The organism is Oligella sp. HMSC09E12, from assembly GCF_001808505.1.
GTDB lineage: Bacteria > Pseudomonadota > Gammaproteobacteria > Burkholderiales > Burkholderiaceae_B > Oligella > Oligella urethralis.
In genome coordinates this window covers 18,827-35,410 of the sequence record NZ_KV793539.1, presented here as the reverse complement: position 1 = coordinate 35,410, position 16,584 = coordinate 18,827, and the positions used below count along the sequence as shown (strand labels likewise).

Sequence of the window (16,584 nt, the reverse complement as noted above, 5' to 3'; positions counted from 1 at the left end):
TTAGGAAGTTTGAGGGGTTATTGCAAAGGTCTCAGACTCTTAAACGAGCTTGCCCAAGTGCCAGCTCTGACATAAATCGCTGCATTTTAACCGGATCTTTGTGACCGGGTGAACTCTCCACGCCACTGCATAAATCCACAGCAAATGGTTGATACTTTTGGACAAAAGAGCGGATATTTTGGGGATGCAAACCACCGGCAATAATAATCTTATCTTTAGCCTGCTGCTCTCTGACTACATTTAATAAATCGGCATCAAAACTAATACCGGCACCACCATAACCCTGACTATAAGCATCAAAAATGAAAGCTTTTGCTTGTTGATATTGAGCCGTTACGTGGGCTATTTCTTCAGGCGTAGAAATACCGGGCGCCCCTACCCTTATGGCACGAAGATAAGGGTAATTAAACTGCTCACAAAATTCGGCACTTTCATCACCATGAAATTGCAGATAATCCGGTTTAATCTCTGTGATCACCCGCCGCACTTCATCCACCTCAGGATTAACCAATAGCACAACGCTACTTACCCACACCGGCACCTTGGCAACTAAAAGCTTTAATTGCTCAAAGCTTAATGCCCTTTTACTTTTGGGGTAAAGAATAAAGCCTAAGGCATCCACCCCCAGATCCACCGCCTGCTGTATATCATCAGGATGGGTCATGCCACAAAACTTTATTCTTGTGCGATAGGACATCTGCAGCCTCTATTTAAACTCGACAGCAAAAGGATCCTTGCTATCGGCTTGCTGATGCTCTTTTTCCAAAGAAGACTCAGCAGCACCGTCACCGCCGCTACTTGCGCCGCCTACACTACCGCTACCGAAAGAATCCACGGCATAAGGATCAGGGCCATAAGCATCACCGGAGGTAGCTGCGTCACCGGATAAACCGTTTGAACTATCAGACCCGGAAGCGCCACCGAAGCTATCATCTCCATAAGGGTCACTGCCAAACGGATCGCTGCCATAAGAATCACTGCCGTAACCACCACCGAAATCGGTACCCAGTTGAATGGTAGCAGGGTCGATTTTAGGACCTGTACCTTTATAGTGCATCACCAAACCCGGGAAGGATAGAACAACTGCCACCATACACAACTGAATGATGATGAATGGCACCGCACCCCAGTAAATCTGTGTGGTTTTAATTCCCTCGACCCGTTTTTTAGTGACCTTATCCACATAGGCTTCCTGTGGCGCCACAGAGCGCAAGAAGAATAAGGCAAAACCAAAGGGTGGATGCATAAAGGAGGTCTGCATATTAACCGCTAAAATCACTGCAAACCAGATTAAATCAATCCCCAAACTCTCCGCAACCGGTGCTAATAAAGGCACAACAATAAAGGCCAACTCAAAGTAATCTAGGAAAAATGCGAGTAAAAAGATAAAAATACTGACCACAATCAGGAAGCCATACATGCCACCTGGCAAATCGGAGAACAGACTATTAACCCAATGCTGACCGCCAAAACCGGTAAAGGTTAAGGTAAAAATGGTGGAACCGACCAAAATAAAAATCACAAAACTGGTCAGCTTCGTGGTTGATTCCATTGCTTGCTTGAGTAATGTCAAGTTTAAGCGACCACGCGACCAAGCCAACACAATGGCACCCACGGCACCCATGGCGCCCCCTTCGGTGGGTGTGGCTACGCCGATAAAAATGGTAGCCAGCACCAGGAAAATCAATAACAACGGTGGCACCATCACAAAAACCACCCGCGAAGTGATTTTTGATAGTAAGCCGGTACCTAACAGCTTATCAGCTAGTGCAAAGACAAACATCACCAAGCCCCAAAGCAAAAGGCTGACGACGATTTTTTCATCCATCGGTGTATTGGCACTGGCAAAAAATGCGGCATCAATCGCATAGGCAATCAGACCCGCTAACAAGGTAGTGACTAATAAGGAGCGTAAGCCCGAGCGACCATTATCTTCACGATACTTGCGTGCTTCTGCGGGTAAGGCGGGTGCCATTTTAGGGAAAAACAAGGACACCACTAACACAAACACAATATATATACCTACCAACGTCAAGGCCGGCAGCATTGCACCACGATAAATATCACCCACTGAACGACCCACTTGGTCCGCCAAAATAATCAAGACCAAGGAAGGTGGAATAATCTGCGACAAAGTACCCGAAGCGGCAATCACCCCTGTGGCTAAACGACGGTCGTAGCCATAGCGCATCATAATCGGTAGTGAAATCAGACCCATGGAAATCACAGATGCCGCCACCACACCGGTGGTTGCGGCAAGCATGGTACCCACTAAGATCACCGCAATGGCCAAGCCACCACGTACCGGTCCAAAAATCTCACCAATCGTATCCAGTAGATCCTCAGCCATCCCCGAGCGCTCAAGTACTAAGCCCATCAAGGTAAAAAACGGCACCGCCAACAAAGTATCGTTTTGCACAATACCAAAGACACGATTGGGTAAAGCCTGTAAGAAGCTAAAACTAAATTCACCGAATACTATCCCCAAGACCGCATAAAAAATACCGTTCGCGGCAAGGGAAAAGGCAACTGGAAATCCTAACAACAATAAACCGATCAAGGTTAAAAACATGATCGGGGGCATATTAGCAAGAATAAATTCAATCATTTTCTACTTTCCTATGGCTGCTCGTTAGGATTTTGTTGTTTAAGTTCTTCTAGTAGCTCTTCATCACTACTCTTTGCCTTACGCAAGGGATTAGGCGCCATGCCCTTTAAAAAAGCAATACACTTAATCAAATGTGAAATCCCCGCCATAATCATCAATGAGAAGCCAACTGGAATTAACAGTTTCACAGGCCAACGAATCAGACCACCAGTATTAGACGACATTTCACCGGTCACATAGGAATGCATAAAAAAAGACCAAGACAGGTAGACAATTAAGGCACAGGCCGGCAAAATAAAAAAGATCACGCCAATAATGTCAATAATGACCTGCGTTCGCTCCTTTAGGCGAGCATTCAATACATCCACCCGCACATGCTCATTTTTCAAAAAGGTGTAGCCAGCAGCCAGTAAAAACACTGCCCCAAATAAATACCATTGGATTTCTAGCCAAGCATTAGAACTGCTATGAAAAACCTTACGATAAATGGCATTGCCGGCGCTCACAAGCGCCATTAATAAGGTTAGCCAAATAACTAACTGCCCAACTTTGCTGATAATAAAGTCAAAAAATCTGGAGAGTACGAGTAAAGAACGCATTGAGGTGACTCTTTGTATGAGATAGGAGATAAAGCACTAAAAATAATTGCTTAAAAAGTTTAACACAAATGATTAACGACAAATGGCCGAGATAAGGAGTCATCTCGGCCATTGCAGTCAATCTAATCACTTAAGCTGATACTCAGCCTAAGCCATTATAATTTTTCGGTTAATTCAGGAACGGCTTGGAATAAGTCAGCCACTAAACCGTAGTCTGCTACACCGAAAATCGGTGCTTCCGCATCCTTATTGATAGCGACAATGACTTTAGAGTCCTTCATACCGGCTAAGTGCTGAATCGCACCGGAAATACCCACAGCAATGTACAGCTGCGGAGCCACTACTTTACCCGTTTGACCTACCTGCAAGTCGTTAGGTGCGTAGCCAGCATCAACCGCCGCACGGGAAGCACCCACCGCAGCGCCTAATTTCTCAGCTAATTTCTCAATAATGGCAAAATTTTCCTGGCTGCCAACACCGCGACCACCAGACACAATCACCTCAGCGGCGGTCAATTCAGGTCTGTCGCTAGCAACTACTTGACGACCCACAAACTTGGATAAACCGCTATCAGCAACCGCATCAATGGTAACGATCTCAGCAGCACCGCCCTCGGCAGCGACCGCATCAAATGCCGTGGTACGTACTGTCAGCACCTTTTTAGCGCCTTCAACTTGAACTGTTGCGATGGCATTACCCGCATAGATTGGACGCTGGAATGTATCAGCTGATTCGACCGCAATAATATCCGTGATTTGCGCTACGTCTAACTTAGCAGCCACACGTGGTGCCACGTTTTTACCATTAGCCGTTGCTGGGAAAAGAACATGGCTGTAGTCGTCAGCGACCACTGCCAATACCTGCTCTGCCACATTCTCAGCTAAAAAGTGCTCTAAGCTATCGCCATCAGCTAATAATACCTTGGATACACCAGCAACCTTGGCAGCGGCTTCAGCAACCGCTTGAGCGCCCTTACCGGCCACTAGAATATGCACGTCACCGCCAAGCTTGGCAGCGGCTGCTACCGTATTTAGCGTAGCAGGCTTTAAAGAAGAATTATCGTGTTCAGCAATTACTAAATTCGTCATCTTAGATCACCTTTGCTTCATTTTTTAACTTATCAACTAAAGCATCAACATCAGGCACAGTAATACCGCCTTGGCGTGCAGGTGGCTCAGATACTTTTAAGGTCTTGATGCGTGGCGTAACGTCCACCCCTAAGTCATCAGGCGTCACCACATCAAGCTGCTTTTTCTTAGCCTTCATGATGTCAGGTAACTTAACATAGCGCGGCTCATTTAAGCGCAAGTCGGTCGTAATAATCGCCGGCAACGCTACTTCAACCGTTTCTAAACCGCCATCAACCTCACGCGTCACCGTGGCGCTGTCGGCACCCAACTCAACCTTGGAGGCGAAAGTCGCCTGCGGTCGGTCTAGCAAGGCCGCCAGCATCTGACCTGTTTGGTTCGCATCATCATCAATCGCCTGCTTACCTAGGAGAATGACTTGAGCCTCTTCCTTTTGCACCAGTGCTTTAAGCAACTTGGCCACCGCTAAAGGCTGTAACTCGGCATCCGTTTGTACCAGGATACCGCGATCAGCACCCAGTGCCATCGCGGTACGAATCGTTTCCTGACACTTATCCACTCCGCAAGAAACAGCAATGACTTCCGTCACTTTACCCTGCTCTTTAAGGCGTACTGCCTCTTCCATGGCGATTTCATCGAATGGGTTCATCGACATTTTCACGTTGGCAATATCAACGTCTGTCTGATCAGCTTTAACACGTACTTTGACGTTATAGTCAACAACGCGTTTGACAGGTACCAAGACCTTCATCAACTTTCTCCTATGGCAATTTTGCTAATTGTATTTATATGCAATAAGTATTACATACTGTCAAAAATCATTTTACCTACTTTAAGGCGTTAAATCTAATCAATTTCCGAAATGCGGCCTTAAGCAACGCTTAAGTAATTAACTAACCTAACGTAAAGCGTGAGCTTTTTACAACGATTTAGCTGCTTTTGATAAGATTTTGATGATCATAAGCGAATTATGATTGCCTTTGTCAAGCTTTTTAACTGTAGCGATCAGCAAAAACCGGCTAAAGCACGCACATGTTCAGTCGCGCTACGAGCCAAGGCGCTAAGATTATAGCCCCCCTCAAGAAAGCTAATGACACGACCCTGACAATGCCTATCAGCCACCGCCATCAATTGCTTAGTCAACCAAATAAAATCGCGCTCCAGTAAACTCATCTGCCCCATATCATCATCGCGGTGCGCATCAAAACCAGCACAAATAATCACCAGTTCTGGTCTATACTCCTCCATAATCGGCAGCCACACTGAATTTACCGCAGCTTCTACCTCTTCCCGACCGCTATAGGCCTTGAGCGGGACATTATGCATATTGCTAGCGACGTCCTCAGTACCGGAGTAAGGGAAAAAAGGATGCTGAAAAAAACTGAACATCTTAATCGTGGGATCATTGGCGCAGATTTTCTCAGTGCCATTACCGTGATGCACATCAAAATCAATAATCGCTATACGCTCCAAACCGTATTTATGCACCGCATAACGCGCCGCAATGGCGGCATTATTAAAAAAACAAAAGCCGGTGCTCTGATTAGGCTCCGCATGGTGCCCGGGTGGCCGCACCGCACAGAAAGCATTTTTGGCACGTGCATTTAATAACTCATCAACCGCAAGAATACCCGAACCGGCTGCTCGCAATGCCGCCTTCCAAGTATGAGGGTTCAGACTCGTCTCCTCATTATCAATATTAAAATAGCCCTCAGCGGGGATATTGGACTTAATAAAGTGCATATACTCCGCATCATGACAGCGTAAAATATCCTCCTCAGTGGCTTGAGGCGCATCCATCGCTTTAAGACACCAAATTAAATCAGTGGCACACAGACGATCGTGAATCGCAGTCAAGCGCTTTGCCGATTCGGGATGCCAACTACGCATATCATGCAAGCTACAGTCCGGATGAGTAATATAAAGGGTGTCGTTCAAAACACTTCCTCACGCTCAGTGATACAAAAAATTTATCTTATCAACTACATCTTAATATAGAGGACATTAAAATAAATTTAAGTATTTACCCTAGCGTTGATCCGAGAACAATTATGCTTAAATAATTGCTTTATGCAATAAACTCGCCTCATTTTCTAAACTATACTCATTATGAAGCTTAGCAATCTACTCCTTACCCCTCTGACCGTCATGGTACTCAGCGCCTGCGCCGGCACCCCGGATACGTCAGCACCTGCCAATCGACAGCCGCAACCCGACACGCATAAGGTGGCGACCAACACCGCTGCCTCCTCCAGCAGTGCTGTCAGTGCCGATTTTGAAAGTCGCCCTTTAAGTGCTAATCAGAATGAATTTATACAGGAAGTCGCTGAGCGTTATCAGATCCCGCAGCAGCATGTGAGCAATTTAGTTCATTCTGCACAGATTAATTCACAAACCCAGCGTCTGATGGCACCCAGTTCCAAAGGACGAGTCAAGCGCTCATGGACGACCTACCGCAATCGTGTGATGGACCCTATTCGGGTACGCGGTGGCCAAGGCTTTATGCAAAGAAATGCCAGCACCCTGCGCCAGGTGGAGCAACACTATGGCGTGCCTAAGGAAATTATTGGCAGTATTATTGGGGTAGAAACCGTTTACGGTAAGTATATGGGTGATTTCCGCTTATTGGATGCGCTGTATACCCTTGGTTTTTACCATCCCGATCCTAATCGCCCTGACCGTCACCAATCCTTCCGTAATCAATTGGCCGCCTTAATTAAGTTAGATCATCAAGGTAAATTAAGCGCACAAAACGAGCTGGGATCCTTTGCGGGTGCCACCGGTCTTCCACAGTTTATGCCGATTAGTATTATGCATTTTGCGGTCGATGGTGATGGTGACGGGCGCATTGATTTACGCCATAGTGAAGTGGATGCCATTCACTCGGTAGCTAATTTCCTAGTCAAGCATGGTTGGCAGCGCGGCATGCCGGTGTTTGCCCCCGCTAGTTTGCCCAGCAACCCGGCCGCCGTTGAAGGCAAGGGCTTAGAACCCACATTGACATGGCAAGAGTTGCAAGCACAGGGTTCCACTAGCAAGGTGGCTAATGCAACATGGCAAAATGGCCGCGTGTTAGGGGTGATTAATCTGATGGATGAGACGAGTGGCCGAAACGAATACCGCATTGCCACACAAAACTTCTTTGCCATTACCAAATACAATAACAGCTACTTTTATGCTGCCTCCGTGGCAGATTTTGCGGAAACGCTCAAATAGTCAATTAAAAACATGACCACACTAGATCCGAAGCTCGCATCCAGAAGCTCGGATCTAGGTACATGGATAAAATCGTCAGCAGTATAAAGATCACTGCAAAGCACAGAATAATCCGCAATCCCTTCATAAGCTATACGTCTCAAGCAGCCCCCTGCTGCCGTGCAATCGCCCGCTCCTGAATCGGCCAATTAGCCAAGGTGGCAAATACACTAAGCACAATGGCTAACGTCCACATCAGATCATAATTACCGAATCGATCATAAAAAATACCGCCTAGCCACACACCTAAAAAGGATCCCACTTGGTGACTAAAGAAGGCTAAACCACCCAGCATCGATAAGTGTCGCACCCCAAACATGATGGCAATTAAGGCGTTGGTCGGCGGTACGGTGGACAACCAGATCAAACCCAATGCCATTGAAAAAAGATAAACACTCACTGAGCTTAAAGGTGCAAGCAAGAAGATAGTAATGACCACGATCCTGAGTGCATAAATAGCCATCAACAAGTAGCGCTTTTGAAAACGCTGTCCCAACACCCCGACCAAGTAACTACCGAAAATATTAAATAAGCCGATAAGGGCCAACGCAAAGCTCGCAACCTCAGGACCCAAGCCATTATCCTTAAGGTAACCGGGTAGATGCACAGCGATAAACACCACCTGAAAACCGCACACAAAATAACCGGCAATTAATAACACATAGCTACGATAGCTTAGTGCCTCCCACAACGCTTCCATCACACCCTGTTCAGCCACGACTGCGCCGTCATTCGTAGCCGGCAAATAAATCACACGCTCGCGTAAAAAGCTCGCCAAGGGGATAATCAACAAGGACAGACAAGCCAAAATCACTAAGGCGCCCTGCCAACCATTAAGACTGATCAAACTATTAGAAATCGGCAGCATCATAAACTGCCCAAAAGAACCCGTGGCAGCTGCTACGCCCATCGCCCAAGAACGCTTTGAAGCACTGATATGACGCCCGATAATGCCAAACACAATCACATAGGTGGTTGCCGCTTGAGCCATCCCTGAAATCACCCCAGCCGTTAAAATAAACATCAACGGCGTGGTGCTGTAAGCCATCCCGAACAGCCCTAAGGCATAGCAAAGCGCGCCCCCAACCATCACCCTAAAGGCACCATAACGATCCGCTAACATGCCGGCAAAAATACCAACTAGGCCCCAAACGAGATTCTGCACGGCCATAGCAAAGGAGAAGACCTCCCTATCCCAACCATGGGCCTGACTAATGGGCAATAACCACAGACCAAAGCCATGGCGGATACCGACGGATAGGGTGACGATTAATCCGCCACAAAGCAAGACACGTCGAACTGAGAGCTTGTTTTGCACTGATAGTACCATCGCTTAGCTAGCTCCTCTGCAGCGGGAAACACTATTTTTTATCGGCATGCTTAAGGGCGGGCCAGGCCTTACTCAAATAGTAAAACATCGACCATAGGGTTAAAAAGGCCGCTAAGAAAATCAGCACCTCCCCCACCAGCACCAAATCAATGCCAAACACCGTCTGATAAACCATCAGACAAGGAATTGCCGCCATTTGCGCAGCGGTTTTAAACTTACCCAACTGATTGACCGCCACACTACCACGAGCACCAACGCTCGCCATCCACTCACGCAAAGCGGAAATAGTTAATTCGCGACCAATAATAATTAACGCAATATAGGACTCAACCCGCCCTAAGTCCAGCAAGACCAATAAAGCAGCACAGACCATCAGCTTATCTGCGACAGGGTCTAAAAAGGCCCCAAAGGCTGAAGTCTGACCCCAACGGCGCGCCAAATAACCGTCTAGCCAATCGGTAATGGCCGCCACAACAAAGGCAGCCGCACCCAGCCAATCACGTAGGGCGATACTGAGACCCTCAATTGGCAGGTAATATAAACCGATCACCACGGGAATCATGGCAATTCTCAGCCAAGTAAGAATAATAGGGATATTGATTGATTTCATAGCAGCTATCTTACCATTCAATTGCTTATTTTAAGCTGAAAACTTAACGCAAGGCATCGTAAATTCGTTGTGCCATTTGCTGAGAAATACCCTCAACCGATGCGAGATCATCCACACTCGCATTGACCACCCCGTTAAAACCGCCAAACCGGGCTAACAAACGCTGACGACGCTTAGGTCCCACGCCCTCAATCTCTTCTAAACGGGAAACATTGCGTGCTTTGGCGCGACGACTGCGCATACCGGTAATCGCAAAACGATGAGCTTCATCTCGAATCTGTGCAATTAATAATAAGGCTTTAGAGCTGAGACCCAATGCCACTGGCGGACGCTCATCGGCAAAAATCAAGGTTTCAAGACCCACTTTACGGTCCTCGCCTTTGGCCACACCGACAATGATTGAACAATCAATACCCAATTCCGTGAACACCTGGCGCGCCACTTCTACCTGCCCCTTGCCGCCATCAATTAAAACGAGTTGCGGCATGGACTCGGACTCATAACCGCGCGCATAACGACGCTGTAACACCTGACGCATCGCTGCGTAATCATCGCCCCCGGTAATGCCAGCAATGTTATAGCGACGATACAATGACGGCTGCATATCATGCTGTTGATACACCACACAGGAAGCCTGCGTAGCCTCGCCGTGACTATGGCTGATATCAAAACACTCAATGCGCAATTTCGCTAAGGCCTCAGGGTCCATATCAAGGCCTAGCAATTCAGCCAAGGCCTGTGTGCGTTCAAGCATTTGACCGGTTTCCGCCGCACGACGCTGGAGCGCTAGCTGAGCATTACGCTGTGCCTGTTCTAACCAGTTTTTACGCACTCCACTAGGTCGAGTAATGACTTGCGGACGCGCTCTACCCTCCGTTTTTAAAAGCAGCAACAGCTCCGGATCGGGTAAGGGATGCGAGCAAATCAGTAGCGAGGGCAATTGATGCTCTAGATAATGACTTGCCATAAAGGCGGCCAGAATCTCCTCGGCTGCGTCACCATTCACATGCGTGGGGAAAATCGGCTTATCCCCTAAATGACGCCCTGCCCTAATCATGGCAAGATTAAGACAGAAACTGCCCTCATACTGTTCCACCGCAATCACATCCACATCAAGCTGATCTGAGGATTCCATGGCCTGCTGCTGCATTAAGGTAGCTAATGAGTGCATTTGGTCACGAAACATGGCCGCCCGTTCAAAAGCTAAGTCATTGGAGGCCTTGAGCATTTTAGCCTCTAAATTATCAAGCACTTCATTAGACTCACCGTGTAATACCTTAACCGCATGCGCCACATCTGCCTGATACTCGGCTTTAGAAATCAAATCTACACAAGGACCCGAGCAGCGCTGAATTTGATAAAGCAAACAAGGGCGGGAACGATTACTATAAACACTGTCCTCACAGGTGCGCAGTCGAAAAATTTTCTGCAATAACTGCATGGTGTCACGCACTGCCAAGGCATTAGGATAGGGCCCGAAAAACTGCCCCGCCTTATTGGTGGAACCACGGTAATAAACCATGCGCGGTGCCTCGTGCTCGCTAAACATCAAGTACGGATAGGATTTATCGTCCCTAAACAGAATATTGTACTTAGGCTGCAAGCGCTTGATTAAATTAACCTCTAAAATCAAGGCCTCAGCTTCCGAGTCGGTAATGGTAATATCCACATGATCGACTCGCGCCACCATATGCGCAATGCGCGGACTTTGTAAATTCTTCTGAAAGTATTGCGAAACCCGTTTTTTTAAATCCTTGGCCTTGCCTACATACAAAACCTCCCCGTCCGCCGCAACATGTCGGTACACACCGGGAAGATTGGGCAGGTCTCTTAAGAAGCCAGCTAGATCAAAAGTGGATGATTCAACACGCATGCTGTTCTGCAAAAAACTACGCTGAGCGCTTAGTTAGCGCACGTTCAAGCAACTCCCTTGCGTTAAGGTAACGTGCCTCATTGTGCAATTGTTGCCAATTCATAAAGGCTTCTTTGGGCATCAAATTTTGCAAACGCTGAAGCGACTCGGCCGTGTTCTCATGCTTTAAGCCTGCTAGCAGCTCATCCGCCAAATCCGGGCGATTACACACCAGCACCATATCGCAACCAGCAGCAAAGGCGGCCTCGGCACGATCTAATATCCCACCGACCACGGAAGCGCCCTCCATGGTCAAATCATCAGAAAACACCATGCCTTGGTAGCCCATACGCTCACGTAGGACTGTTTGAATCCAGAACCTTGAAAAACCTGCTGGCATCGCATCCACTTTTTTATAAATCACATGCGCAGGCATCACCGAAGGCAGCTTTAAATGGCCTAGTGCCACATAGGGTTGAACATCCTCTTGCCAAATGTCATCAAACTCACGTTCATCGACTGGGATGGCCACATGCGAATCCGCCTCGACAAAACCATGACCTGGAAAATGCTTACCACAGGCAGCCATACCGGCCTCAGCCAAGCCAGCGATTAAGGCCTCAGATAGTTTAGCCACAATCTCTGGCGCACGATGAAAAGCGCGATTGCCAATCACCTCGCTAGCACCATAATCCAAATCTAAAACAGGAGTAAAGGAAAAGTCCACCCCACAAGCACGTAATTCAGCCGCCAAAATATAGCCGACCTCGTGCGCCAACGCTAAGGCTGCGTCCGGATCCCTATCCCACAACGCACCTAAGTCACGCATTGCCGGCAGAGGCGTAAAGCCCTCACTACGGCAACGCTGTACCCGCCCGCCCTCATGGTCAATCGCAATCAGTAGCGGTTGCTCACGTACCTCATGAATCTGGCGACATAACTCACTTAACTGATTCGGATCCTGATAATTACGGGCAAATAGGATTACCGCACCGACAAGGGGATTTTTCAGCCGCTCAATCTCGTGGCGCTGCAAGCACAGACCCTCCACATCCACCATCACTGGGCCTAAGTCTATATTTGTATGATTATTATGTGTTGACATACTCTGCCTTTAAAAAAACTATACTTTACGCTCTACAATCACAAAGGCCATGGCCACATCGGATTCATCCGTCAACGACACATGAGCTTCACCGAAGCGCGCCTCATACCACTGCTTTAACTCACCGCTTAACACCACCATTGGCTTGCCACTTGGGGCGTTTAAGGTCTGCATGGCTGACCAACGCATCGGCGAACGTATCCCTAGACCCACTGCCTTAGAAAAGGCCTCTTTGGCTGCAAAACGTGTTGCTAAAAAAGTCACGCCCCGCTGCCGATCGCGGGCATACCGTCGCTCGAACTTCTCACGCTCACCAGCACCCAAAATACGCTTCAAAAAACGCTCACCATGACGTTCAAACGCCTTTTGAATACGACTAATATAGATTAAATCCATACCAATACCGGCAATGGCTGACATCGCTGCACTTTGCTGGGAGTCAAGCAGTTTGGGATCAAACATGTATTACACCTAGCTCGGTAATTTTAAAAAATTATCACGGTAATGCTTCAGTTCCTCAATGGACTCATAAATATCCGCCAACGCTTCGTGTCGCCCCTTTTTGACCACACCCCGATAAACCTCGGGATACCAACGTCGCGCCAATTCCTTGAGCGTACTAACATCCAGGGTACGATAATGAAAAAAGCGCTCGAACTCGGGCATATACTTAAACATAAAGCGACGGTCTTGACTCACCGTATTACCACAAAGCGGTGAGGTGCCCTTATTAACATATTGACTTAAAAAAGCAATTAATTGCTGCTCTGCCTCAGCCTCGGTAACGGTTGAGGCTCTGACACGCTCGGTTAAACCGGTGCGGGCGTGAGTGGTAGTATTCCACTCATCCATGGCATTTAATACCTCGTCCGGTTGATGAATGGCAATCACCGGTCCCTCGGCCACCACCGTCAAATCCGGCTCCGTCACCACCACCGCAACTTCCAACACTCGTTCAATTTCCGGATCCAAACCACTCATTTCCATATCCAACCAAACTAAACGAAGGTCTTTTGAGCTCATACATCTTCCTTGAATTTACTATAATGCTAGTATTGTCGCATAGAACGATTATTTATACTAAACGCCATGCAAGCACATCATTTTACATTTTTATTTATTAGCTTAATTATTCTGGATTTTGCCATTCACACCTGGTTAAATATCCGCCAAATCCGCGCTATCTCAAAACATGCCAGCGCCGTACCTGCAGAGTTTGCCGAGCAGATTAGCTTAAAAAGCCACCAACGCGCTGCCCGCTACAGCTTAGAGCGCTTAAGACTCAGTCAACTTCAGTTATTTTATGATGTGGTGATACTGTTGGCGCTCACCATCTTAGGCGGTCTTCATTGGCTCTACCAAGCCTTTGGCTTAGCAGCGGAGCCAACGATTTTTAAATCCATTCTCTTTATTCTTTGTGTCCAGCTAATATTAAGCGTGTTAGGCTTGCCCTTTGCGATTTACAAAACCTTTAGACTTGAACAAAAATACGGTTTTAATCGCACTACGCCCGGCTTATTTATCAAAGACACTCTCATGAGCTCGGCCCTCTCGCTGGTATTGGGTAGTGCCATTTTATGGGCTATTTTATATCTGATGCAAAGCACTGAGCAATGGTGGTTTTGGGCCTGGTTAGTGGTGCTCGTCTTTATGGCAGTGATGATGTATATAGCCCCCACCTGGTTAATGCCTTTATTTAATAAATTCACGCCCTTAGATGAGGGCGAGGTGAAAGATAAAATCGAAAGCCTAGCCAATCGCTGTGATTTTCAGCTAAGCGGTCTTTTTGTGATGGACAGCTCCAAACGCAGCTCACACGGCAATGCCTTTTTCACGGGTTTCGGTAGCAATCGTCGCATTGTCTTTTTTGACACGCTCCTTAACAAATTGGGGGCAAATGAGATTGAAGCCATTATGGCACACGAGCTTGGGCATTTTAAGCATAAACATATTATTAAGCGCTTAGCCTGGATGGTGATCGGCAGCTTTATCTTTTTCGCACTACTTGGCTATGTTAGTGATAAAAGCTGGTTCTACGAGGGTTTGGGTGTGCCGTTAGGGGAGCAGCAGCATTATCATGCCTTAAGCTTGGTACTTTTTGCCTTAGTCATACCAAGCTTTACGTTTTGGCTCACCCCACTCAATAGTCGCTTATCACGCCGTGATGAATTTGAAGCAGATGCCTTTGCCGCTCAACACAGCGATGCCAATGCGCTCATTGCTGCCTTGGTTAAGCTCTACGACGATAATGCCAGCACCCTCACGCCGGACCCGATTTTTTCCGCCTATTATGATAGCCACCCACCGGCCATCATTCGGATTCAACACCTTAAGCGCCTGATGGGAGCAGCAGCATGATGCAAGGACGCATTATCTCTGCCCATGGTCGACATTATGTGGCCCGCGTTGAGGATCAATTATGGCATTGCTATACGCGCGGCAAACGTGCAGGGATTTGCGTCGGTGATTATGTCACCATATCAGCACAAGGTCAAAATGAAGCACGCATTGAAACAGTGCATGAGCGTAGGAATTTACTCTATCGTAGCGATGAAATGCGAAGCAAGCAATTTGCCGCTAATGTCGATGTGCTTTTATTTATCACCGCCGTGGAGCCTCGATTTTCTGAGGATTTGTTGGGGCGAGCCTTAACCGCCGCCTGGAATGAAACGCTTAAACCCTATATTATTTTAAATAAAATCGATATAGAAAGCGGTCTAGCGGAGGCCAGAGCACGTCTCCAGCTATATCATCAGCTAGGCGTTGAGATCATTGAATGCACCATCACCGACAGCGAGGATTTAAGTGCTAAGCTACTACCACTGATTAAGGGGCAAACGGCACTTTTACTAGGACAAAGTGCGATGGGTAAATCCAGCATTTTAAATGTACTGGCACCTGAGGCCAAAGCCCATACACAAGCACATTCTCAAGCCTTAGGCACTGGTCGTCATACCACCACAAAAACCGAGCTTTACGATATTCATAATAACGTTGAGCTTGTTGCTTCCTTAATTGATTCACCCGGCTTTCAAAACTTCGGCTTACTCCATCTGAGCGATGAGCAGATTATCAAAGGCTTTCCGGAGTTTAATGAGGCGCTTAAGCAATGTCGCTTTTACAATTGCCGACATCTACAAGAACCTGGCTGTGGCGTCATTGCCGCCCTAGAGCAAGGGCAAATACAGCCCGAGCGCTATCAATTGTACCAACGGATTATTGCTGAAAATGAGGCAGCCAAAAGGTGGTAAACCCTAACTAGCGCGCTTGCTGCAGACGTTGATAGAGGTTACGTAGAATCGAAGCAGTTGCACCCCAGATAAAGTGATGCGCCCAGTTAACCCCATAATAATTAAAAGCCATACCGTCACGCTCTGCTGTGTAAAGACGATAGTTATTCGGATCAGTTAAATAACTCAGTGGCACCAAAAAAACCTCCTCCACTTCCCGCGCATCAATCACAAAGCGCGAGACCTCACTTAACCACCCCAGATAAGCGCTCATCGCAAAACCTGTACCGGTATAAAATATCGGCATCTCGCCAAACACCGAGATGCTAGAGCGCTCCACCCCAATCTCTTCTTCGGTCTCACGCAGGGCGGCATCCTCTAAGCTACTATCGCTCGCATCAAAACGCCCACCGGGAAAGCAAATCTGACCACGATGATTACGTAACTTGGACGAGCGCTTTGTCAACACGATCTGTGTCTCATCATCTTTACTGATCATGGGTATCAATACACCTGCCTCAATAAAGCTGCTTTTAATCACCGATTTTTGCGAATTCCAACGCGCCACTAACTCATCCTGCTGCCAGACATAATCGGGAGAAAATGCGCGTTGCATCAATTGCGGTAATTCATCCTCAGCAATCACTGGCAAACCGAAACCTGCCGACACCGAAGGCTGTGTCAGGGGATTAAAATCAGGCACAGAGGAATGCGGACGAGAAGAAGACTGAGTCATGACAGCACGTTTTATTTAATCGATTGTGTATATTATATCGGACGCTATGGGATTAGCAATCTACCAGCGCCAAGCTGTGCTCCCTGCGTCCGAGCGATTTGTCCATAGCAGACAACCCTAGACGCAAAAAAAGCATGCTGACGAATAAACGTTAGACATGCTTTTAAGAAA

16 protein-coding genes are annotated in these 16,584 nt (G+C 47.4%); 3 read left to right on the top strand and 13 right to left on the bottom strand.

Features of this window, described 5'->3' with window-relative positions; genetic code table 11:
* Positions 1-31: 31 nt before the first annotated feature.
* The 6 genes from HMPREF3179_RS02510 to HMPREF3179_RS02485 all read right to left on the bottom strand — a co-directional run bounded on the left by HMPREF3179_RS02510 (position 32) and on the right by HMPREF3179_RS02485 (position 6,185).
* Positions 32-697, bottom strand: a complete 666-nt coding sequence (locus tag HMPREF3179_RS02510; RefSeq protein WP_026156799.1) for a phosphoribosylanthranilate isomerase — start codon at positions 695-697, stop codon at positions 32-34.
* 9 nt (positions 698-706) lie between these two features.
* A complete protein-coding gene (locus tag HMPREF3179_RS02505; RefSeq protein WP_246824340.1) occupies positions 707-2,605 on the bottom strand; it encodes a TRAP transporter large permease in 1,899 nt (632 codons plus the stop codon).
* A gap of 14 nt (positions 2,606-2,619) precedes the next feature.
* A complete protein-coding gene (locus HMPREF3179_RS02500; protein ID WP_018026221.1) occupies positions 2,620-3,207 on the bottom strand; it encodes a TRAP transporter small permease subunit in 588 nt (195 codons plus the stop codon).
* Between the two features lie 155 nt (positions 3,208-3,362).
* Positions 3,363-4,295, bottom strand: coding sequence for an electron transfer flavoprotein subunit alpha/FixB family protein (locus HMPREF3179_RS02495; protein ID WP_018026222.1), 933 nt, complete (start codon positions 4,293-4,295; stop codon positions 3,363-3,365).
* Between the two features lies 1 nt (position 4,296).
* A complete protein-coding gene (locus tag HMPREF3179_RS02490) occupies positions 4,297-5,046 on the bottom strand; it encodes an electron transfer flavoprotein subunit beta/FixA family protein (RefSeq protein WP_048767206.1) in 750 nt (249 codons plus the stop codon).
* Between the two features lie 254 nt (positions 5,047-5,300).
* Positions 5,301-6,185 (bottom strand): histone deacetylase family protein, encoded by an 885-nt coding sequence (locus HMPREF3179_RS02485; protein ID WP_070469596.1) that lies wholly within the window; start codon positions 6,183-6,185, stop codon positions 5,301-5,303.
* Between the two features lie 219 nt (positions 6,186-6,404).
* On the opposite strand from HMPREF3179_RS02485, the gene mltB reads away from it, so the two are divergent.
* Positions 6,405-7,511 (top strand): lytic murein transglycosylase B, encoded by a 1,107-nt coding sequence (gene mltB, locus HMPREF3179_RS02480; RefSeq protein ID WP_070469594.1) that lies wholly within the window; start codon positions 6,405-6,407, stop codon positions 7,509-7,511.
* Positions 7,512-7,650: 139 nt separating this feature from the next.
* Here the strand turns inward: mltB and HMPREF3179_RS02475 are convergent, their stop codons facing one another.
* From HMPREF3179_RS02475 to orn, 6 genes are read right to left on the bottom strand one after another with little or no spacing between them, the layout of a single operon-like run.
* Positions 7,651-8,880, bottom strand: coding sequence for an MFS transporter (locus HMPREF3179_RS02475; RefSeq protein ID WP_070469591.1), 1,230 nt, complete (start codon positions 8,878-8,880; stop codon positions 7,651-7,653).
* 31 nt (positions 8,881-8,911) lie between these two features.
* Positions 8,912-9,490, bottom strand: coding sequence for a CDP-diacylglycerol--glycerol-3-phosphate 3-phosphatidyltransferase (pgsA, locus tag HMPREF3179_RS02470; RefSeq protein ID WP_070469589.1), 579 nt, complete (start codon positions 9,488-9,490; stop codon positions 8,912-8,914).
* Between the two features lie 43 nt (positions 9,491-9,533).
* Positions 9,534-11,363, bottom strand: a complete 1,830-nt coding sequence (gene uvrC, locus HMPREF3179_RS02465; protein WP_070469587.1) for an excinuclease ABC subunit UvrC — start codon at positions 11,361-11,363, stop codon at positions 9,534-9,536.
* A 16-nt stretch (positions 11,364-11,379) separates the two neighbouring features.
* A complete protein-coding gene (nagZ, locus tag HMPREF3179_RS02460; protein WP_070469585.1) occupies positions 11,380-12,447 on the bottom strand; it encodes a beta-N-acetylhexosaminidase in 1,068 nt (355 codons plus the stop codon).
* An 18-nt stretch (positions 12,448-12,465) separates the two neighbouring features.
* On the bottom strand, positions 12,466-12,909 hold the full coding sequence (gene acpS / locus HMPREF3179_RS02455; protein WP_018026230.1) for a holo-ACP synthase: 444 nt from the start codon (positions 12,907-12,909) through the stop codon (positions 12,466-12,468).
* Positions 12,910-12,918: 9 nt separating this feature from the next.
* Positions 12,919-13,470, bottom strand: a complete 552-nt coding sequence (orn, locus tag HMPREF3179_RS02450; RefSeq protein WP_070469584.1) for an oligoribonuclease — start codon at positions 13,468-13,470, stop codon at positions 12,919-12,921.
* Positions 13,471-13,536: 66 nt separating this feature from the next.
* Between orn and HMPREF3179_RS02445 the strand changes: the two genes are divergently transcribed.
* Together HMPREF3179_RS02445 and rsgA are read left to right on the top strand one after the other, a co-directional pair.
* Positions 13,537-14,805, top strand: a complete 1,269-nt coding sequence (locus tag HMPREF3179_RS02445) for a M48 family metallopeptidase (protein ID WP_070469582.1) — start codon at positions 13,537-13,539, stop codon at positions 14,803-14,805.
* Positions 14,802-15,698, top strand: a complete 897-nt coding sequence (gene rsgA, locus HMPREF3179_RS02440; protein ID WP_070469580.1) for a ribosome small subunit-dependent GTPase A — start codon at positions 14,802-14,804, stop codon at positions 15,696-15,698. Before HMPREF3179_RS02445 ends, rsgA begins: the two co-directional genes overlap by 4 nt.
* Before the next feature lie 7 nt (positions 15,699-15,705).
* On the opposite strand, the gene HMPREF3179_RS02435 is transcribed toward rsgA, so the two are convergent.
* On the bottom strand, positions 15,706-16,413 hold the full coding sequence (locus HMPREF3179_RS02435; RefSeq protein WP_018026234.1) for an NUDIX hydrolase: 708 nt from the start codon (positions 16,411-16,413) through the stop codon (positions 15,706-15,708).
* Positions 16,414-16,584 lie beyond the last annotated feature (171 nt).